Below are 19,502 nucleotides of genomic sequence, written 5' to 3'. Positions count from 1 at the left end.
AGCTGCCCTGGCACTGGTGCCGGCGGTGGCGGCCCAGGCGCAATCGGAGCTGTCGGTTCAGGACAGACTCAAGGACCGGCGGGAGGTCGCGGCGGGGACGCGGGCCTACTCCGTCGGGTTCCAGGACGGCGGCTTCTACGCCAACGGCTGGCACATCACGGGCGAGATGGGCGGGATCTGGGCACCGCCGCTCAAGCTCGCCGACGGGGTGTGGTTCGGCGTCGACGACGCGTGGGTGGGCGCGGCGACGAAGTTCACGTCCGGCCGCGGCTACGTCCGCTACGACCTGCCTCCGCTGTCCGGCTTGGCGTTGCGGCGGACGGACTTCGTCCCTGACGGCAAGCGCGCCGCGCTCTACGGGCTCGAGCTGAGCAACCCGGGCGGGGCGGCGAAGACCGTCACGGTCAAGGCCGACGTGCACTCGGAGCTGATGACGGCATATCCCTGGGGGTGGACGACGCCGAACGCCGACGACGCCAACCTCGCCGACACGGCGGCGGTCGATCACGGCGCGCTGGTGTTCAGCGACGCGACGGCGGGGAGCGCGTACGCCGCCTCCGATCGGGCGTTGCTCTCCGCCGACACCGGCCCCGGGTTCCGCGGGCCGCAGCCGGGGACGATCTGCACCGCGGCCGACTCGACGTCACCGCCCAGCGCCTGCGACGACGGCCCGTTCGGCAAGGGCGCCGGCGGCGAGCTGCGCTACAAGGTCACGGTCGGGCCACGCTCACGCGAGACGGTCTGGATCGCGGTCGCGGCGGGACGGGGCGACCTCGACGGCGCCCTGCGCGACCCGGACCGCCAGCTGGCGGCCAAGGCCGGCTCACGCACGCAGCTGGGCGAGTACTCGAAGGTCGACCTCCCCGGTGATCGGCAGCTGCAGAACGCGGTCGACTGGGGCAAGCAGAACCTCGCCGACCTCACGCAGACGGCGACCGACCTGAACCTGCGCTTCGTCGACGAGGGCAAGGCCTACCCGGCGCCGCTGGCGAAGCTCCCGCGGATCACGTTCTTCGGCGCCGGCTACCCGGACTACCCGTGGCTGTTCGCCACCGACGGCGAGTACACGGCGTTCGCCGCCGTCGCGGTCGGCCAGTTCGAGACGATCGAGCAGCACCTGATCGCCCTGCGCGACGTCTCGGATGCGCTCAATGCGCGCTCGGGCAAGGTCGCGCACGAGATCGTCACCGACGGCTCGGTCTACTACGGCGCGAACTCCAGCGCGGGAAACACCGACGAGACGGCCAAGTTCCCGAGCACCGTGGCACTGGTGTGGCGCTGGACCGGCGATGACCGGTTCCGCGACTCGCTCTACGACTTCTCGGTGCGCAACCTGAAGTACATCGCGAGCACGTTGGACACCGATCACGACGGCTGGCCTGAAGGCCTGGGCAACGTCGAGCGCCCCGGCATGGGTCCGGAGAAGCTCGACAACACCGTCTACTTCATCCGCGGGCTCTACGACCTCGCCGACATGGCCGCGTCCAAGCACGACCGCGCCACCGAGAAGTGGGCGGGCGGGATGGCGGACCAGCTGCGGGCGCGCTTTGACCCGCAGTGGTGGGATGCGGAGGCGAAGCAGTACGCCGACTCGCTCTCGGAGACGAACGACCAGATCCAGCAGAAGCACTGGATCGGCGTGACGCCGATGGAGGTCGAGCTGACCGGCGACGACGGCGAGACCGTGCCCGGCCTGGCGCCCCTCGACCACGGCACCGCGGCGCTGGCCGACCGCGAGACCTCGTGCTTCAGCGGCGACGGTGCGTTCAACCACGGTCTCTTCCACACCGGCTGCGGCGGCGGGGCGAACGGCCTCGGCGAGCGGGTCATCTTCTCGCTCAATACGTCGATTCAAGCCGTCGGCGAAGGCAACTACGGCCGGCTGGGAGCCGACCAGCAGCAGCGCTACACGACGGCCAACGCGGCGCCGATGTTCGAGCCGGACGAGCAGCCGGGCGCGCTCCCGGAGATCCTGCCGTCGCCCGACCAGGGCGCGAACGTCGGCCGCTGCTGGACCTGCCGCTCGATGGTCATGCAGGCGTGGGGGCAGTACGGCATCGCGTGGCCGGTGATCCACCAGCAGCTCGGCGTCCGCCCGTCGCTGGGGACTGGGCGGCTGGAGGTCGTGCCACAGGTGCCGGACGGCCAGCCGAGCGTCGCGGGGCGCAACATCCGCCTCGGCGACGGCACGGTCGACGTCTCGGCGGCACGCGGCACGACCACCGTGACGGTCCGGACCCGGCTGCGCTCGCTGGCGATCGGCACGACGCTGCCCGCAGGGTCGAAGGTGCGCTCGGTGACGCTCGACGGCGGGCGGGTGCGCAAGCCGACCGTCCGGGTGACCAACCGCGGCGTCGAGGTCACCGTGTCCGCGCCTCCGTCCGGCCGCCACACCGTGACCGTCAGCGCCGCCTGACGAACGCGAGCGTCGACTTTCTCGAGTACAGCGCGAGAAAGTCGACGGTCGGCGCGGCTAGCGGTCCTTCAACTCGCGTTTGACCCGTCCACCGCCGGCTCCGGCCTCGGTGGCGGGTCCGCGGGGGGAGGCGATGCCGAGCACGCGCATCGCCTTCAGGCCGAGGCCGAGCTTCTCGCGGCCGTCGGTCGACGCGACGTCGAGTGAGGTGAGGTCCTTCACGCGCTCGAGCCGGTAGCGCACGGTGTGGCGGTGGGTGTAGAGCCGCGCGGCGGTGCCGGCGACGTTGCCGTCGGCGTCCAGGAAGGTCTCGAGCGTCTGCACGAGGTCGGTCTCGTACTGGTCGTCGTAGGCCACCAGCGGCGCGACCGTCTCCTCGTAGAAGCGCTGGAGCTCCGCCGGGTCCTCGCTCATCGCCGGCAGCAGCAGCCGGTAGGCGCCGGTGTCCTCGAAGGCGAGCATCGCGATGTCGTCGCCGAGGGTGTTGGCGGTCGCGACGTTGGCGGCGAGCAGGGCCTCGTTGCCCGCCCGGTAGAGATCCACGGGATCCTGCGCGATACGCGAGTGGCCGAGCGCGAACGTGAAGCCGTGGACCGACGCGTGCAGCTCGCGCGCGATCCCCTCGGCGACGCGCCGCAGCGCGGCATCCCCGGGGGTCGGGAGTAGCACGACGACCCGGCCCTGCGGGTCGGTGGCGCTCTCGAGCACGGCCGCGAGCGAGCCGGGAGCGCCGGCGCGGGCGGCGCGTTCGGCGGCGGCCAGCACGCGAGCGCGCCAGTCGTCGTCGGCCGGGGCGAAGTGGTGGGCGCGGACGACGACCACGGCGCCACCTTCGGAGAGGTCGGCGCCGAGCTCGGAGGCGCGGGCGATGATGTCCCCGCGGTCGGTGACCTTGCGCTGGAAGAGCGCGGTCAGAAATGCCGCCTGGGCGGCTTCGGAGGCGCGGTCGGGCGCGCGCAGCCGCTCGACCTCGCTGGCGATCATCGTCGTCGCGATCCGCAGGATCGCCACAGACGGCTGGCCCGACCGGGGCCGCAACCGCAGCCGGCCCACGACCGCGTCGCCGACGCGCAGCTCGTGTGTCTCGACCCCCTCGGCGTCGCGCATCAGCGAGCGCTCGTCCGCGGTCGAGCGCGCGGCGACCGCGAGCACGGAGCTCGAGCGGTCGATCAGCACCAGGGACGCATCGAGCGCTCGTGCGGCAGCCCGGACGACTTCAGGGAGCCCGAGACCGGACTCCACCGCGTCGGACATCGCACTCAGCGCGCCGAGGTCCGGCAGCGCCGCCTCCTTGCGGGCGGGCGAGGACACCCTTAAAAGGTTAGACGGCAAGAGTCCGTCGGTGAAGATCCGGTCCGGCCGGGGTGGTCCAGCCGTGGATGCCTGGCGGCGCCGGCGTCCGGAGGCGGGCGTCAGCCCGTTGAGGACGACGGTGGCGCCAGGCGCCGCGGATGGGGCCGCACCGGACGCACCGGGGTTCATCGGCGGGCTCGTTACAAGCGGTCGCTGAAGTACCAAAGTACAGCGGCGCCGACGCCCGCCCCCGCGAGCACGAAGGCCGCGAGCACGTAGACGCTGAGGAGCGTCGCGACGAGCCGGTCGCGCACCCGCCAATAGGACTTCCAGGCGGGCACGACGACCAGCGCCAGCCACGCGATCAGCGAGATCGCCGCCGCCGCTCCGGCGATGACGTAGGTCTTCTGGTCGTCGGTCACTCGGACGTATTGTGGCGAACGCGTCCGGCGAACAAGGCGAAAATGCCCATAAGAGACCAGATCGCCACCGACAGCGAGATTCCTCCTAGAACGTCGGTGAGGTAGTGCGCGCGGAGGTAGACGCGGGTCACGCCGACGACCGCGACGATGATCACGGCGACGGTGACGGCGGCGATGCGGGTCGCCCAGCCGACGCCCGCGCGCACCAGCACCACGGCGACCGCGATCCAGGTCACGGAATAGGCCGCGTGCCCGGACGGATAGGCCTGATTGAACGTCTCGACCAGGCTTCCCGGCGGGCGGGCGCGGTCGTACGCGGTCTTCGTGAAGTGCACGGCGGCCCACACCAGCAGCCAGCCGGCGACGAGCGTGATCGCGTCGATCGGGCGCCGCCGGACGGCGGCGAAGATCGCCGTCGCCAGCGCGAGCGGGGCGGTGACCCAGGTGGCGCCGAGATCGGTCACGACCTTCGCGATGCTCACGAGCTGGTCCATGTTCAGGCGATCGGCGAGATCGAACGCCCAGCGGTCGATCCGCGGCTCGCCCTCGTTGAGCACGATGTCGCCGATCAGCAAGAACGAGAAGGTGCCGACCGCCGCCAGCGCGAGCAGCGTCGTGAGCTCGAGGCCGAGGTTGCCGGGCGTGATCCGCGCCTGGGTGAAGCGGGCGCTGAAGTCGGCGACCGCCGCGGCGGGCCGCAGGACCATGTGCCAGACCGGTCGCGCGAGCTTCGCGACGATCTTCCAGCCCCGCTGGTCGTCGCGCTCGTCGATCCAGTCGCGGACCTTCGCGCGCGCCTCGTCGCTGCGGCGGAGGTGGATCAGCGCGACGATCGCCGCGATGACCACGACCAGCGTGCCGAACGCGAACAGCCCGCGCGAGACGTAGGTGGTGAGCTTGTCGATCGAGCGCCAGAACAGGAACCCGAGCGTGCAGAACAGGATCGACCAGGCGCCGGCGGCCAGCACGTCATACGGGAAGAAGCGCTTGAACGGCATCCGCGAGGCGCCGGCGATGAACGGCATCAGCGGGCGCACGAAGCCCAGGAAGCGCCCGACGATGATCATCACCGGGCCGTGGCTGAGCAGCAGCTTCTCGACCTGGTCGAGCCTCCCCTCGGTGATCTTCAGGCGCGCGCCGTACTTCAACAGCCATGCGCGGCCCTTGTGGCGGCCGATCTCGTAGGAGACCGCGTCGCCCATCAGGCAGCACGCCCAGACGATCGCGATCAGCGCCAGCAGCGAGATCTGCCCTTGCCCGGCGACGAGCCCGCCGACGATCACCGCCGTCTCCCCGGGGGCGATGAAACCGAGGAAGGCGCCGGTCTCCAGGAACGCCAGCAGGCCGACGACGAGGTAGGTCCACGCACCGAGCGCCTGGCCCGCGTCCTCCAAGAGCTTCTCGAAGTTGGGGAGATGGATCACGCCCACCCCGATCAGCACCGCGAGCGCGATCACGACCAACTCGGCGACCTGGAACCAGCGCTGCTGCTTGTGGCGGCGGGCGATCAGCCAGCCCGCGAGCGCCGCCGCGGCCGCGAGCCAGGTGAACTTCATGCCGCGACGGCCCGCGGGTAGCCGGCGGCGTGCAGGCGCGCGACGACGTCGGGATCGTCGCTGAAGCCGAAGACGGTCGGGCCGGAGCCGCTCACCATCGGGTGCCGTACCCCGTGGGCGCGCAACGCCTCCAGCGCTGGGTCGATCGCTGGGCAGAGCTTGCGCGCCGGGCCTTCGAGGTCATTGACGGGCTCGAACTCCCCGGTCTCGCGGATCCGCGCGGCGGCCTGCTCGAGCTCCTGCGGCGTGCGCGGGGTGAAGTGCTCGTCGAAGGCCTTGTAGACCTCGCCCGCGGTCAATGCAGCGTCGAGCGGGACGACGATCAGCCGCGGCTTGGGCGCCGGAAGGGGCTCGACGTGCTCGCCCGCGCCGGTCATCAGCGCCCGCTCGGCGTCGATCATCACCTTGACGTCGGCGCCCAGGCGCATCGGGAGGTCGGGCGGGATCGCGAACCCCGAGGCCTGCGCGGCGAGGCGCAGCGCGGCGGCGGCATCGCTGGACCCTCCGGCCATCCCGGCCGCGACCGGGATCCGCTTGGTGATCGTGAGCTTGAGGCCGGTGATCTCCCAGTCCGTCGCGAAGCGGAACTCTTCGAGCGCGCGGAGCGCGAGGTTCGGGCCGTCGACGCCGGGGCAGATCACCTCGTCGAAGTCGGCCGGTTCGAGCGAGACCTCGTCGGCCAGGTCGGTCGGCTGGACCACCGAGACGAGCGGGTGCAGGCCGTCCGCGCGGGGCGCGCCCACCAGCAGGCAGAGGTTGACCTTGCCGGGCGCGCGGGTGGTCAGAGGCACAGCTTCTCCCAGAGCGCGCGCCATTGCGCCGGCGAGAGCGACTCGGCGCGGGCGTCAGCGGGGTGGCCGAGCGCCTCGAGGGCTTCGCGGGTGCGGTCGCGGATGTGCTCGGGCGGGTTGGGCGCCAGCGCGAGCGAGCGGGCGAGCGCCTTGCGGCGGTGGGCGAAGCCGTGCTGGACGAGCGTTTTCAGGCTCTGCGGCGGCGCGGGGCTGTGGCGCTTGAGGCCGACCAGGACGGAGTCCACGTTGGGGACGGGATGGAAGACGCCGCGCGGGACCTTGCGGATGACCTTGACGTCGCAGGCGAGCTGGGCGAGCACGGACGGGACGCCGTAGGCGGGTGTGCTGGCGGCGGCGGCGAAGCGCTGGCCGACCTCCTTCTGCACCATCGCGACCCACAGCTGCACGGATTCGAGCTCGATCGTCTGGATGATCACGGTCGCGGCCACGCCGTACGGGAGGTTGGCGACGACCTTGGTGGGCGGCGGGTCGAGCGTCGTCAGGTCGAGCTTGACCGCGTCGCCCATGTGCAGGGTCGTGTTGGGATGCGGGTCCAGCGCGCTTTCGAGCGCGGGCTGGAGGCCGCGGTCGAGCTCGACGACGTGGACGTGCTTGGTCCGCTCGGCGAGGTACTCGGAGAGCACCCCGAGGCCGCCGCCGACCTCGAGCACGACGTCGTCCTCGGTGAGCTCGGCGGCGCGGCCGATCACGTCGAGGATGTTCGAGTCGACGAGGAAGTTCTGGCCGAGGTCGCGGTTCGGGCGGATGCCGAACTCGCGCATGCGGCGGATGCTCGGCTGCGTTGGCTGCGAGGGGTGACTCACCAGCCGAAGAGCTTCGCAGCGTTGGCCTCGACCGCGGCGTCAAGCTCCTCGTAGGCGATGCCGCGGCGCTCGGCGATGAAGCGCGCGGTGTGGGCGACGTAGGCCGGCCGGTTGCGCTCCTTGCGCACGACCTGCGGCGTCAGGTAGGGCGCGTCGGTCTCGACGAGGAGGCGGTCCAGCGGCGTCTTCTCGGCCGCCTCGGCGAGGTCCTGCGCCTTCGGGTAGGTGACGTTGCCGGCGAAGGAGATCCACCAGCCGTTGGCCAGGCATTCCTCGAGGCGGGTGGGCATGGAGAAGCAGTGCATGACGACTTCCAGGCCCTGCGCCCGCGTGGTCAGCCACTCGATCGTGTCGTCCTCGGCCGCTCGCGTGTGGATGATCAGCGGCTTGGAGACCTCGTGGGCGAGCTCGATCTGCGCCGCGAAGGCCCGCTCCTGGTCCGCGCGCGGGGCGTAGTCGCGGAAGTCGTCGAGGCCGGTCTCGCCGATCGCGAGGCAGCGCGGGTGCTGGGCCTGCTCGCGCAGTTCGGCGGTGATCGCGTCCGTGTAGCCGGTCGCCTCGTTCGGATGGTGGCCGATCGCCGCGTAGACCTCCGGGTACGTCTCCGCGGCGTTCAACGCGGCCCGGCGAGACTCCGCGTCCATGCCGATCGTGAGGATCCGCGTGAGGCCGGCCTCGCGCGCCTGGGCGACGAGCTCGGCCTCGGGCGCGGGCCCGCGATCGAGGTGGGTGTGGCTGTCGATCACTCCGGCTTCGGGAAGAGGGGCGCGAGCTTCTTCACGGGCTGCCCGCCGGGATGCGAGCCGTACCGCGCGCCCGCCAACTCGATCTCGGGCGCGCCCAGCGCGTCGAGCAGCTTCTCCGTGGACTCGGGGATGTACGGCGTCAACAGCACCCCGAGCACGCGCAGGCCCTCCGCCAGCGAGCGCAGGACGGTGTTGAGCTTGTCGGCCTGCTCGGGGTCCTTGGCCAGCTTCCACGGCGCGTTCTCTTCGACGTACTGGTTCAGGCGCCGGACGCGCTGCCAGATGCGCTCGAGCGCCTGCGTGATCTCCGCCTGGTCCAGGAGCGAGCACACCTCGGTGTCGAGTGCCTCGAAGTCGCCCGCGAGCGCGGGCTCGACCTCGACCGCCGGAACGGCGCCGTCGGTGTAGCGGCCGAGCATGTTCAGCGTGCGGCTGGCGAGGTTGCCGAACTCGTTGGCCAGCTCGGTCTCGTAGCGCTCGCCGAACGTGACCGTCGACACGCCGCCGTCCTGGCCGAAGGAGACCTCGCGGAAGCAGTAGTAGCGCAGGGCGTCGGTGCCGAAGCGGTCCATCACCTCGAACGGGTCCAGCACGTTGCCGAGCGACTTGCTCATCTTGTGCTCGGCACCCGAGGCGTCCTTCATCAGCAGGTAGCCGTGGATGTAGATCTCGCGCGGGAGCTCGACGCCGGCCGCCATCAGCATCGCCGGCCAGAAGACCGCGTGGAACTTCAGGATGTCCTTGCCGATGATGTGGAACGCGGGCCAGAACTTCTCGGTCAGGTCCTGGTCCGGGTCGGCGAACGACAGCGCGGTGTAGTAGTTCAGGAGTGCGTCGAACCAGACGTAGAAGACGTGGTCCGGGTCCCACGGAACCTCGACGCCCCAGGTCAGCTTGGAGCGGCTGAGGCTGACGTCATTCAGGCCGCCGGTGATGAACGCGCGCGCCTCGTTGTACCGGTGGCGTGGGCGCACCCACGTCGGCTGGTCCGTGTAGAGCTGCTCCAGGCGCTCTTGGAAGGCGGAGAGCTTGAAGAACCAGTTCTCCTCCTTCTCGCGGTCGAGCGGGATCTTGTGGATCGGGCAGGTGTTGTCCTCCCCGACCTCGTTCTCGGTCTTGAAGTCCGCGCAGCGGGGGCAGTACCAGCCCTCGTAGGTGCCCTTGTAGACGTAGCCGTTGTCGTAGACCGTCTGCATGAACTCCTGGACCGCGCGCTTGTGGCGCGGGTCCGAGGTGCGAATGAAGAAGTCGTTGGTGACGTTGATGCGCGGGATCAGCGCCTTGAAGCGCTCCGCGTTGCGGTCGGCGAGCTCCTTGGGCGTGACGCCCTCGCGCTCGGCCGCCTGCGCGACCGGCTCGCCGTGCTCATCGGTCCCCGTGAGGAAGAACACCTCCTCCCCGCGCTGGCGCATGTGCCGCGCGAGGATGTCGGCGCCGATGGTGGTGTACGCGTGCCCGAGGTGCGGGGCCGCGTTCACATAGAAGATGGGAGTGGTGACGTAGTAGGCCATCGGCGACTGTGCAGGCTAGCGGTGGGCAAGGTCACGCGCCGCCCGCGGCAGGGCCGCCGATCGCAAAGTAAGCCAGAGGCTTACTAAGTCATCACGACGCGTCAGTCTCGGAAGGTTCTGAAGGCGAGGAGGCCGCCGAAGCCGAGCAGGCCGATGCCCGCGAGGCCGTCGACGGTGCGCAGCATTCGGTCGCCGACCCAGCGGCGCAGCAGCGACACACCGCCCGTGAGAACGGTCATCCACGCCATGCTGCCCAGCCCCACGCCCGCCAGCAGCGTCAGGACCGCCGCGCCCTCGGTCGCGCCCGCGGTGCTCGCGGCGGCGAAGACCGCCGCCCACGACGCGATCGTGAGCGGGTTCGAGGCGGTCGCGCCCAGCGCGACGACGAACGCCCGCTTGGGCGTGGCCAGCTCCTCGCCGGTCTCGCCGCCGAGCCGGATCCGGAACGCGCTGTAGAGCGTCTTCGCCCCGAGGTACACGAGCACCACCGCGCCGGCGATGCCCGCGAAGACCCGGATCGGCTCGAAACGCAGCACGACGCCCGCGCCCGCGGCACCCGCGGCGGCGTAGAGCGTGTCCACGACCGCGATGCCCGCCCCGATCGCCAGCCCGACCCAGATGCCGTTGCGCAGCGTCGAGCGAATCGTCAGCAGCGACATCGGCCCCAACTGGGCCGCCACGGAGGCGCCGAGGCCGAACCCGATGAGCAGAGCAGCGATCATGGCGCCGAAGGTACCCCCTCGGGGACGGGTTCCGCCAGTGGGGCTATCCGCCCTCGACGCCCGATTTTCACCCCGCCGCCGACCGCACCGAGCACGAGCAGGACGAGCCCAGCCCAGGCGGGCCAAGGCGCGAGCGCCCCACCGCCGCCCGCCACCGAGACTCGAACCCCACCCGGAGCCGCCGAGTGGCGCGGCGCGGAGTGGGACGGCGCGGCGTCGGCCGGCGCGGCGACGGGCCGTGCGGGGTCCGCCCTGTCGGCGACCGGCTCGCGCGGGCCCTCTCGGGGGACGGCCGTGACCGGTGGGCGAGCGCCCGGCTCGCGCAGCAGCGGGGCCGGGTCGATGTAGGCGAAGCGGTCGTCGGCGCGGCGGACGCCGAAGTGCAGGCCCGTGTGGCCGGCCAGCGTCCCGACGTGGCCGACGGCGGCGCCCGCGCGCACCCGCGCACCCACCCGCACGAGCACCGACGACAGGGGCAGCGCGGTCACCCGCCACGGGCCGCAGCGCAAGGTGACCACGTGCGGACCCGCCGTCACGACCGAGCCCGCGCACGCCGCGACCACCCGCTCCCCGACACGCGCGCGCAGGTCCACTCCGCGATGCGCTCCGGCCGCAAACGGCGTCCCGCGCGCATAGGCGAACGGGCGCGCGATTCCGCCCGCAACCGGCCGGTGCCAGGCCTGCGCCGTAACCGGCGCGACCAGCCAAACCAGGAGCGCAAACGCGACGGACAGGGATCTCATCGGCGCGACGCTAGGCCACGAACGGACCGAATCGTCCGGGCGTCACAGAACTTCCCCTAAGTCGGCACAGTCCGGTTACAGTGCGCGCATGTTCGGCCGCAAAGTGACCCGTTGATCCGCCCACTCATGCGGCTCGTCGCGCGGTCTCCCGGCCGGGCGTGCGTCTATCTGCTGTCAGGCACCGTCCTGATCGGCGGCGCGCTGTTCAGCGTCATCGAGCCCGATGCCGACTGGTTCGACGGGATCTGGTGGACGGTCGTGACGCTCACGACCGTCGGCTACGGCGACTACTCGCCCGAGACGTTCCTGGGGCGCTGGCTGGCCGCGTTCGTGATGGCGGGCGGCATCGGCTCGGTCGCGATCCTCACCGGCATCCTCGCCGACGAGATCCGCGAGGCGCGGATCTCCGATGCCGACGAGACCCCGGAACTGGACGACGACATCGAGCAGGTAATGACCGTGCTCGCGAACGAGCTGCAGAAACTGCAGGCCAAGGTCTCGCACCCCGAAGTCGTCGCAGCGCTGCGCAAAGTTCACCAAACACCTGAAAAGGAGGAGGCGCTGTGAGCCAACGCCGTCGCCGCCGTTCCCGCGACGTCGCCCTCGTGGCGGTCCCCATGCTCGCGTTCGCGTTCACCGCCTGTGGCGGGGACAACGACACGGCGTACTGCGTGGACCAGTCCGACCGCATCGTCGAGAACCGCAACTGCGACGACGACGCGGTCAGAGGCGGAAGCTCGTTCTTCTGGCTCTATGGCGCCAGCGCCCTCAGTGGCAACCGCTACGTCCCCGGCACGCGCCTCAAGGGCGGCGACCGCGTCGCGGCCTCCAACATCGCCGAGAACGCCCGCCGTGGCGGCTTCGGGTCGAGCGGCAGCTCCAAGGCCAGCGGCGTCGGCCGTGCCGCCGCCTCGCACTCGAGCGGAGGCGGTTGATGGAGCGGATCGAGGTCGAGCCCCGCGAGGGCTGGCCATCGATCATCGAGCAGCAGGGCCTCATCTACTGGAAGACCGAACTGCCGGACGGCTCGACGATGCCCTACTGGCACGAGTCCAACGCGTACACGCTGACCAGTGACGAGGTCTACGAGATGGAGGCGAGCGTCCGTCTGATGATGGAGATGCTCGTGGAGGCGGGCGACTACATCATCGAGAGCAACCTCTTCAGCCAGATGGGCATCCCCGGCTGGGCGGTGCCGCGCATCAAGGAGACGTGGGAGTCCGAGCCGCCGATGCTCTACGGCCGCTTCGACTTCGCCTACGGCCCGGACGGCTCGTTCAAGATGCTCGAGTACAACGCGGACACGCCGACCGCGCTGGTCGAGACGGCGGTCCAGTGGCACTGGGTGCAGGACGTCTACGGTGCCGGCGGCGACCAGTGGAACATGGTCCACGAGCTGCTCGTCGCGCGCTGGAAGGAGCTCAAGCCGCGCCTGCCCGGCGACCGCGTCTACATGCTGCACACGACGCAGGAGAAGTCCGGCGAGGACTTCATGACCGTCGGCTACATGATCGAGACCGCTCGCGAGGCCGGCCTGACGTGCGAGCTGATGCCGATCGAGAAGCTCGGCCTGCACGAGCACCTCGGGTTCATCGACGACCTCGGCCGCTCCGTCCGCACGATCTTCAAGCTCTACCCGTGGGAGTGGATGATCCACGAGGACTTCGCGGACGAGGCGCTCAAGCGGATGGGCGACGAGCAGGGCGAGACGCTCTGGATGGAGCCGATCTGGAAGATGCTGTGGTCCAACAAGGGCATCCTGCCGGTGCTCTGGCGGCTGTTCCCGGACCACCCGAACCTCTTGCCCGCGTTCTTCGAGGGCGAGGAGCACAACCTCACCAGCTACGTCCAGAAGCCGCTGCTCGCCCGCGAGGGGGCGAACTCGCTGATCGTCATCGACGGAAACGAGGTCGACCGCGGCCCGGACCAGGGCTACGGCGAGGAGGGCTATGTCGTGCAGCAGTTCACGGACCTCGGCACGTATGACGGCAACCACCCGGTCATGGGGGTCTGGACCGTCGACATGGAGCCGGCCGGCCTGGGCATCCGCGAGTCCACCGGGCTCGTGACGAACAATCTTTCGCGGTTCGTGCCGCACATCATCGCCGACTGAGAGGGAGTCCCAAGTGTTCGAACTCGTCCTGCAGGTGCTCGCCTACTCGGGTGTCGGGCTCGCGGTCCTGGTCGTCGGCTTCATCGTGCTGGACCTGCTGACCCCCGGCAAGCTCGGCCAGCTGGTGATGGAGGGCAACCCGGGCGCCGGCCTGCTCGCCGCGACCGGGCTGGCTTCTCTCGGCCTGATCCTCTACTTCGCCATCCACTTCACCGGCGCCGGCTGGGACGGGCTCGACGACGCCGCCATCTTCGGCCTCGTCGGCGTGCTCGTGCAGGCGATCGGCTTCACGATCCTCGACCTCCTGATCCCGGGCAAGCTCGCCGATCACTGCTTCAACCCGACGCTGCACCCCGCCGCGTGGGTCAGCGCAGGGATTCAGCTGTCGGTCGCGCTGGTCGTCTGCGCGTCGCTGACGTAGCGCAGCCAGCGGGGGTCCGGGGAGCGCTCACCGCGCTCCATCGAGTGCACCAGCTCGACCACCGCGTCGTTGCACGGCGTCGGGATCCCGAGCTCGCGGCCTTTTGAAGCCACGCCGCCGTTGACGACGTCGACCTCGGTCTCGCGGCCCGCGTCGAGGTCCTGGAGCATCGACGGGCGCACGTTGGCCATCGTCTCCATCATGCGCTCCAGCTCCGCCGCGTCGAACTCGTGCGGGTTGGTGGCGTGGATGGACTCGAGCGTGAGCCCCTGCGCGTCACCCACCGCGATCCCTTCGGCCCAGAGCGCGAAGACCGCGTCCGGACCTTGCGACGCGACCCCGCCGTAGCGCAGCCCGGACACCGCCGAGAGACCGGTGAACGTCGTGTTGATCAGGAGCTTGGACCAGATCATGCCGCGCACGTTGTCGGTGACCCGTGTGTGGCCGAGCGGTTGCAAGGCGGCCGCGAGCACGCCGGCGCGCTCGCTCAACGACCCATCCAGCTCGCCCACCATGTACCCGCCCAACGAGTCACGGACGAGCCGCCCCGGCCCCACGTTGGACCCGCCCCACTCGACGATGCACGCAAGCAGGTTCCCGGCGCCGACGATGCCCTCCATCCGGTCCTGGATCAGTCCGTTGCCCATCGAGACGAACGCGCCGATCCCGCCGCGCGCGACCAGCGGCTCCAGCGCGACGTGGTGCAGCGGTGACTTGACCGCGACCAACGCGAAGTCGAAGAAGCCCTCGAGCGCGTCCACCGAGGAGACCGCATCGAGCACCGCGACCCGCTCCGCGCCCTCCTGCTCGTAGACGAGCCCCGGATCGCGCAGCGCGGCGACGTGCGCCTCGTTGGCGTCGAGCACGACCACGTCGGCGTCCGCCTGGGCCGCGGTGATGCCGCCGATGGCACCGCCACCGACGACCAGAATCCTTGGCATACCCCTCAGCGTAGGCGGAACGTGGTGCTGCGCGCGAGCTCGGTGGCCGCGTCGGAGGTCGTGAGCAGCACCCGCGCGGAGACCTTGCGGCCGCGCGGGAGCGTGAAGCGCACGCGCGAGGAGGAGTCGAGCTTCGCCACCTGCACGGGCCACCAGCCGAAGTGCTCCTTCAGCCGCAGCTGCAGCACGACCGTCGCGCCCACCGACGCCGGCGTCACGGTTGCGTCGATCACACGACGCTTCCCGCGGACGGACTGCTTCGCGGCGACCTTGCGATCGACCACGATCACCTGGACCGGCGGGGCGGACTCGCCCTCGACGACCGCGGTGTAGGCCGTGGTCTCGCGCGGGGTGACGGTCGCGGTGAAGGTCCCGCCGGCCGCCACCTTCGCGGTCGCGGCCACGACGCCGCCGGCCTCGATGGAGACCGTGCCGCCCTCGGGCAGCGCCGCCCGGCCGGAGAGCGCGTACGGCTTGCCGGGCGCGGCGGGCTCCTTCGCGCCGTCGAGCAGCACGCGGTGCACGCCCACGTCGCCGCGCATCGACGGATGCAACTGGCAGTAGTAGGCGAAGGTCCCCGGCGTGTCGAAGCGATGCCCGAACGTCCCGCTCATGAACAGGCGCGGCGAGGCGAAGCTGCCGTCGTCGGCGTTGACGTTGTGGGTGCGGACGGAGTCGTTGTGCCACGTCACCGTGTCGCCCGCCAGGACGTCCACGTGCGGGACCGCGAACGCCGCGTTGTAGATCGGCACCGCCGCCCCTGCGCCGCCGTGGTCCATGTCGGCGGCGGACGCCGGCGCCGCCGACAGGGCGGCAAGCGCGAGGGAAAGGAGCAGCATTCGGCGCATCACCGCGACTATCCCGATACCGGTCCGTCGTGGCGAGGGAGTTTCCGCGACGAATGGGGAGAGGTGTCCGAACCGGTCACGGGAGGTAGCCGTACCGGGGCCCTCGTATCCCCCACACAGTTCCCCCGAGCGCTTGACATCGACTCCGCGCTGCGGGTTGGATTGCGCTACACCCCTTAAAGGAGCGCTAATGATTTCGTTCCGAACGGCGGCCCTCGCCAGCGCTGCTGTCGCAGTCCTCGTACCTGCCGCCGCGCAGGCGAAGACCAAAGAGATGTACGTGGGGCCGCCCGTCGCGACCGCCAAGAAGCTCGGTCAGACGACGACCGCCAACGCGTTCTTCCCGAGCAAGCTGACCGTCAACGTCGGCGACTCCGTGTCCTTCGTCCCGGCCGGGTTCCACACGATCAACCTGCCGAAGAAGGGTGACGGCGCGCTGCCGTTCATCCTCCCCACCGGCTCCAAGGCCGCGGGCGTGACCGACGCCGCGGGCGCGGCGTTCTGGTTCAACGGCCAGGACAACCTGAGCCTCAACCCGGCCTTCGCGAAATCCGCCTACGGCAAGAAGTTCAGCTACAACGGCTCCAAGCAAGTCGAGTCCGGCCTCCCCACCGGCGACAAGCCCAAGCCGATGACGGTCAAGTTCACCAAGGCCGGCACCTACAAGGTCTACTGCGACCTGCATCCGGGCATGGCGGCGAGCGTCACGGTCGCCAAGAAGGGCGCCACGATCCCGACCGCCAAACAGGACGCCGCCGCGGTCAAGAAGCAGGCCGACGCGGCGCTGAAGGCCGCCAAGGGCCTCGCGGACACCAACCCGGGCGCGAACACGATCGACCTCGGCGTGGCCGGCAAGGGCGGCGTCGAGTACTTCGGCATGGCGCCTGCGAGCCTGACCGTCGCCGCCGGTACGACCGTGAAGTTCCAGATGACCAAGGGCAGCTACGAGGCCCACACGGCCACGTTCGGTCCTGGCAACATCGAGGATCCGGCGTCGTACCTCGGCGGGATCGCGGCCTCGTTCGAATCACCCGCGATCGACCCGAAGGGCGTCTACCCGTCCGATGTCACCCCGGTCGCCGTCAACCCGACACTGCACGGCAACGGGTTCTGGAACTCAGGCGCACTCGACGTCGCGAGCGCCACGCCGCTGCCGGAATCCTCGAGCGTCAAGTTCGATACCCCCGGTTCCTACAAGTTCTACTGCCTGATCCACCCGTTCATGAGCGGTACCGTCGTCGTCCAGTGAGACGACTGACAACCGTTGTGCTTCTCGGGGCGGCGAGCGTGCTCGCCGCCCCGTCGGCGTCCGCGGCCACCCGTGAGTACTGGGTCGCCGCGGTGCCGGTGACCTTCAACATCGTCCCCAACGGCCACGACGCGATCATGGGGATGGAGTACACGCCGGCCGAGACGGTCTTCGGGACCACGGTCTACCGGCGTTACACGAAGCAGTGGCGCACGCCGATCGCCAACGTGCCGGCGGGCTCGGGCAACTCGGACCTGATGCCGGGGCCGCTGATCAAGGCCCGCGTCGGCGACAAGCTGCGCATCCACTTCAAGAACCTCGACACCGCCTTCAACCGGCCGCACTCGATGCACTTCCACGGCGTCGAGTACAAGCCCAGTTCCGACGGCGCGTACCTCCCGGGCTACTCGGGCAAGGACGCCGACGTCAAGCCCGGCCAGACCTGGACCTACAAGCTCACGGCCGGCGACGACTCCGCGGGCGCGTGGCCCTACCACGACCACGGACCGGAGATGGAGGCCTCGATCGACGGCGGCATGTTCGGGATGCTCTCGATCCTCGGCAAGCACGAACGCGCCCCGGACCGCGAGTACGTCGTCGTGTTCTCGCCGATGGGCAAGTTCCAGGCGATCGACGGGCGGGCGTTCGTGGGCAACACGCCGGTGTTCCACTCGCGCGTGGGTGACCTCGTGCAGTGGGACGTGATGGCGATGGGCTCCGAGCACCACACCTTCCACGTCCACGGCCACCGTTGGCGCGACCCGAACGGCGTCCCGATCGACACCGCGACCGTCGGCCCGGCGGAGTCGCTGCGCGTGCGCTGGCGCGAGCAGGACCCCGGCACCTGGCTCTACCACTGCCACGTCGAGACCCACATGGCGGCGGGGATGGTCGGTACCTACCAGGTAAAGCGCACCTAAGGGGCCAGACCCCTTAGGTTCCCTTTAGGTCGCGTTTGGCCCCGCAACGCCGTTTCCCGACCGTAGCCCAACCTAAGGGCGAGATAAGGGGCCAGACCCCTTAGGTGGGGTTTAGACCCCTTAGGTGGGGTTTAGGTGGCGACTTCGCGGTAGAGCGCGTTCGCGGGGGCGCCCGTGAGCTCCGCGACCACCTTCGCCGCGGTCTTGGCCCGTGCGCCCGCCTCCACCAGCGTGCGCACGGCCTCCACGGCTGCCGGGTCGAGGCCGGTGGGTGCGGGTGCGCCGCCGATGACGACCACGATCTCGCCGCGCGCGTCCTCGGCCGCGTACTTGGCGGCGAGCTCGGAGGCCGTGCCGCGCACGATCTCCTCGTGGATCTTCGTCAGCTCGCGGCAGACCGCGACCGGGCGCTGCGGGTCCAGTTCTGCCAGCACCGCGAGCGAGGCGCCGATCCGGCGCGGGGACTCGAAGGCCACGAGCGTCTCGGGCGTCATCAGGACCGCCTCCAAGGCGCCGCGCTTGCGTGGGAGAAAGCCCGCGAAGCGCCAGACGTCGGACGGCAGCGCGCTGGCGACCAGCGCCGTCAGGGCGCTCGACGGGCCGGGCAGGACCTCGACCGCCAGACCCGCGGCGACGCAGCCCTGAACCAGCGGAAACCCGGGGTCGGAGACCAGCGGCATGCCCGCGTCGCTGACCAGCGCGACGACCGCGCCCGCGAGCATCTGCTCGACCAGCTCGGCCGCCCGCGCGCGCTCGTTGTGCTCGTGGTAGCTGACGAGCTTGGCCGAGACGCCGTAGCGGTCGAGCAGGACGCGGGTGTGGCGGGTGTCCTCGCACGCCACCACGTCGGCCTCGCGCAGCGCGGCCAACACCCGCAACGTGACGTCCTCGAGGTTCCCGATCGGCGTCGGGCAGACGACCAGACGACCATCTGCTCCGCGTGGCCGTGCCGGGGCCGATGGCTCCGGCGACGAGCCCATCGGCTCTGTCATGTCGGCGGTCGCGCTTCGATGGCGCCGGTGACGATCCCGTCGAGCATGTCGCGCGCCAGCAGGCCCGCGCCGATCATCCCCGCCTCGGGCCCGAAGCGCGCGGCCTCGACGCGCACGACGTCCTTCCCGGGCGCCAGTGCGCGCTCCATCATCACCTCGCGCGCCGGGGCCAGCAGCAGCTCGCCGGCCGCGATCACGCCCCCGCCGATCACGACGACCTGCGGGTTGAAGATGTTGACGAGGTTGGTGATGCCGACGCCGAGCGCGCGGCCGATGGTCTCGATCGCGCCCCGCGCCACCGGATCGCCGCCCGTGGCCAGCTCGGTGATCAGCGGGCCGGTGAGCTCGCGGCCCTCTTCCAGCGCCTGGCCCAAGGCCGTGTCGGGCCGCCGGGCGACCGCCAATGAGGCCTCGCGCACCAGCGCGGAGCCGGACGCGACCGACTCCAGGCAGCCCCAGTTCGGGCAATTGCCCTGGCACGGGCGGCCGTTCATCTCGACGACCATGTGCCCCATCTCGGCGCCGCCGTTGATCCACCCGCGGTAGATCTCCCCGCGCAGCAGCAGGCCGCCGCCGATCCCGGTGCCGAGCGTCAGCAGCGTCACGTCGGTCGCGCCCTGCGCGATGCCCAGGCGCGACTCGCACACGGTGTGGCAGTTGGCGTCGTTGTCGACCACGACGGGGATGCCCAGCCGCTCGGTCATCACGTCCGCGAACGCGATGTCCTTGAGCGGGACGTTGACCGCCTGGACCGCCATGCCGGTGCGGGAATCGAACGTGCACGGGATGCCGAAGCCGATCGCCTCGATCGGCGCGCCGATCGCGACGCGGATCTCCTCCATCGCGTCGGCGATCATCTGCACGAGTTCATCCTGCGAGAGGCCGTAGACCAATCGGTTGGTACGGTGAATCACTGACAGATCCGCGCCGACCGCTCCTGCAAGCAGCTTCGTGCCGCCAAGGTCGACGCCGATGACGTAGCCCTCGGCCATCG

General features: G+C 70.6%; 20 protein-coding genes. 7 read left to right on the top strand and 13 right to left on the bottom strand.

Annotation, left to right across the window (positions count from 1 at the left end; translation table 11 throughout):
• The first annotated feature begins 16 nt into the window (after window positions 1-16).
• On the top strand, window positions 17-2,416 hold the full coding sequence (locus OM076_RS23845; protein ID WP_270042592.1) for a glucosidase family protein: 2,400 nt from the start codon (window positions 17-19) through the stop codon (window positions 2,414-2,416).
• 57 nt (window positions 2,417-2,473) lie between these two features.
• Here OM076_RS23845 and OM076_RS23840 read toward each other — a convergent pair whose 3' ends face one another.
• From OM076_RS23840 to OM076_RS23800, 9 genes are all read right to left on the bottom strand, one after another.
• On the bottom strand, window positions 2,474-3,727 hold the full coding sequence (locus OM076_RS23840; protein WP_270042591.1) for a PucR family transcriptional regulator: 1,254 nt from the start codon (window positions 3,725-3,727) through the stop codon (window positions 2,474-2,476).
• 182 nt (window positions 3,728-3,909) lie between these two features.
• Window positions 3,910-4,131 (bottom strand): hypothetical protein, encoded by a 222-nt coding sequence (locus OM076_RS23835; protein ID WP_270042590.1) that lies wholly within the window; start codon window positions 4,129-4,131, stop codon window positions 3,910-3,912.
• Complete coding sequence (locus OM076_RS23830; RefSeq protein WP_270042589.1) at window positions 4,128-5,687, bottom strand: VTT domain-containing protein; 1,560 nt, start codon at window positions 5,685-5,687, stop codon at window positions 4,128-4,130. The genes OM076_RS23835 and OM076_RS23830 overlap by 4 nt, the downstream gene beginning before the upstream one ends.
• Window positions 5,684-6,478 carry a 4-(cytidine 5'-diphospho)-2-C-methyl-D-erythritol kinase gene (locus tag OM076_RS23825; RefSeq protein ID WP_270042588.1) on the bottom strand — a complete coding sequence of 265 codons (795 nt, stop codon included), beginning with the start codon at window positions 6,476-6,478 and terminating at the stop codon, window positions 5,684-5,686. The genes OM076_RS23830 and OM076_RS23825 overlap by 4 nt, the downstream gene beginning before the upstream one ends.
• A complete protein-coding gene (gene rsmA, locus OM076_RS23820; RefSeq protein ID WP_270042587.1) occupies window positions 6,469-7,260 on the bottom strand; it encodes a 16S rRNA (adenine(1518)-N(6)/adenine(1519)-N(6))-dimethyltransferase RsmA in 792 nt (263 codons plus the stop codon). The genes OM076_RS23825 and rsmA overlap by 10 nt, the downstream gene beginning before the upstream one ends.
• A gap of 38 nt (window positions 7,261-7,298) precedes the next feature.
• Window positions 7,299-8,048, bottom strand: a complete 750-nt coding sequence (locus tag OM076_RS23815) for a TatD family hydrolase (RefSeq protein ID WP_270042586.1) — start codon at window positions 8,046-8,048, stop codon at window positions 7,299-7,301.
• Complete coding sequence (gene metG, locus OM076_RS23810) at window positions 8,045-9,559, bottom strand: methionine--tRNA ligase (protein WP_270042585.1); 1,515 nt, start codon at window positions 9,557-9,559, stop codon at window positions 8,045-8,047. Before metG ends, OM076_RS23815 begins: the two co-directional genes overlap by 4 nt.
• A 101-nt stretch (window positions 9,560-9,660) precedes the next feature.
• The gene (locus OM076_RS23805) at window positions 9,661-10,281 is read right to left on the bottom strand and encodes a LysE family translocator (RefSeq protein ID WP_270042584.1); all 621 of its coding nucleotides are present in this window, start codon (window positions 10,279-10,281) and stop codon (window positions 9,661-9,663) included.
• Complete coding sequence (locus OM076_RS23800; protein ID WP_270042583.1) at window positions 10,278-11,024, bottom strand: murein hydrolase activator EnvC family protein; 747 nt, start codon at window positions 11,022-11,024, stop codon at window positions 10,278-10,280. The genes OM076_RS23805 and OM076_RS23800 overlap by 4 nt, the downstream gene beginning before the upstream one ends.
• Before the next feature lie 111 nt (window positions 11,025-11,135).
• Between OM076_RS23800 and OM076_RS23795 the strand changes: the two genes are divergently transcribed.
• The 4 genes from OM076_RS23795 to OM076_RS23780 are packed head-to-tail and all read left to right on the top strand — an operon-like array spanning window position 11,136 to window position 13,558.
• Window positions 11,136-11,591, top strand: a complete 456-nt coding sequence (locus OM076_RS23795) for a potassium channel family protein (protein ID WP_270042582.1) — start codon at window positions 11,136-11,138, stop codon at window positions 11,589-11,591.
• Window positions 11,588-11,959: a hypothetical protein gene (locus tag OM076_RS23790; RefSeq protein ID WP_270042581.1), complete on the top strand. Its 372-nt coding sequence runs from the start codon at window positions 11,588-11,590 to the stop codon at window positions 11,957-11,959. The genes OM076_RS23795 and OM076_RS23790 overlap by 4 nt, the downstream gene beginning before the upstream one ends.
• Complete coding sequence (locus OM076_RS23785; protein WP_270042580.1) at window positions 11,959-13,137, top strand: glutathionylspermidine synthase family protein; 1,179 nt, start codon at window positions 11,959-11,961, stop codon at window positions 13,135-13,137. The genes OM076_RS23790 and OM076_RS23785 overlap by 1 nt, the downstream gene beginning before the upstream one ends.
• A 13-nt stretch (window positions 13,138-13,150) precedes the next feature.
• A complete protein-coding gene (locus OM076_RS23780) occupies window positions 13,151-13,558 on the top strand; it encodes a DUF350 domain-containing protein (protein ID WP_270042579.1) in 408 nt (135 codons plus the stop codon).
• On the opposite strand, the gene OM076_RS23775 is transcribed toward OM076_RS23780, so the two are convergent.
• Together OM076_RS23775 and OM076_RS23770 are read right to left on the bottom strand one after the other, a co-directional pair.
• Window positions 13,516-14,499 carry a ketopantoate reductase family protein gene (locus OM076_RS23775; RefSeq protein WP_270042578.1) on the bottom strand — a complete coding sequence of 328 codons (984 nt, stop codon included), beginning with the start codon at window positions 14,497-14,499 and terminating at the stop codon, window positions 13,516-13,518. The two genes, OM076_RS23780 and OM076_RS23775, sit on opposite strands and share 43 nt — an antisense overlap.
• A gap of 5 nt (window positions 14,500-14,504) precedes the next feature.
• Window positions 14,505-15,338, bottom strand: a complete 834-nt coding sequence (locus tag OM076_RS23770; protein WP_270042577.1) for a cupredoxin domain-containing protein — start codon at window positions 15,336-15,338, stop codon at window positions 14,505-14,507.
• Window positions 15,339-15,537: 199 nt separating this feature from the next.
• On the opposite strand from OM076_RS23770, the gene OM076_RS23765 reads away from it, so the two are divergent.
• A complete protein-coding gene (locus tag OM076_RS23765; protein ID WP_270042576.1) occupies window positions 15,538-16,596 on the top strand; it encodes a cupredoxin domain-containing protein in 1,059 nt (352 codons plus the stop codon).
• Entirely contained in the window at window positions 16,593-17,516 is a 924-nt protein-coding gene (locus tag OM076_RS23760; protein ID WP_270042575.1) for a multicopper oxidase domain-containing protein, read from the top strand. Before OM076_RS23765 ends, OM076_RS23760 begins: the two co-directional genes overlap by 4 nt.
• A gap of 131 nt (window positions 17,517-17,647) precedes the next feature.
• Here OM076_RS23760 and rsmI read toward each other — a convergent pair whose 3' ends face one another.
• Both rsmI and OM076_RS23750 read right to left on the bottom strand, forming a co-directional pair.
• Window positions 17,648-18,508 carry a 16S rRNA (cytidine(1402)-2'-O)-methyltransferase gene (rsmI, locus tag OM076_RS23755; RefSeq protein WP_270042574.1) on the bottom strand — a complete coding sequence of 287 codons (861 nt, stop codon included), beginning with the start codon at window positions 18,506-18,508 and terminating at the stop codon, window positions 17,648-17,650.
• Window positions 18,505-19,500: an ROK family protein gene (locus tag OM076_RS23750; RefSeq protein WP_270042573.1), complete on the bottom strand. Its 996-nt coding sequence runs from the start codon at window positions 19,498-19,500 to the stop codon at window positions 18,505-18,507. The genes rsmI and OM076_RS23750 overlap by 4 nt, the downstream gene beginning before the upstream one ends.
• Window positions 19,501-19,502: the final 2 nt, after the last annotated feature.

The sequence above is a fragment of the Solirubrobacter ginsenosidimutans genome (assembly GCF_027587205.1).
This window is presented reverse-complemented; position numbering and strand designations above follow the sequence as displayed.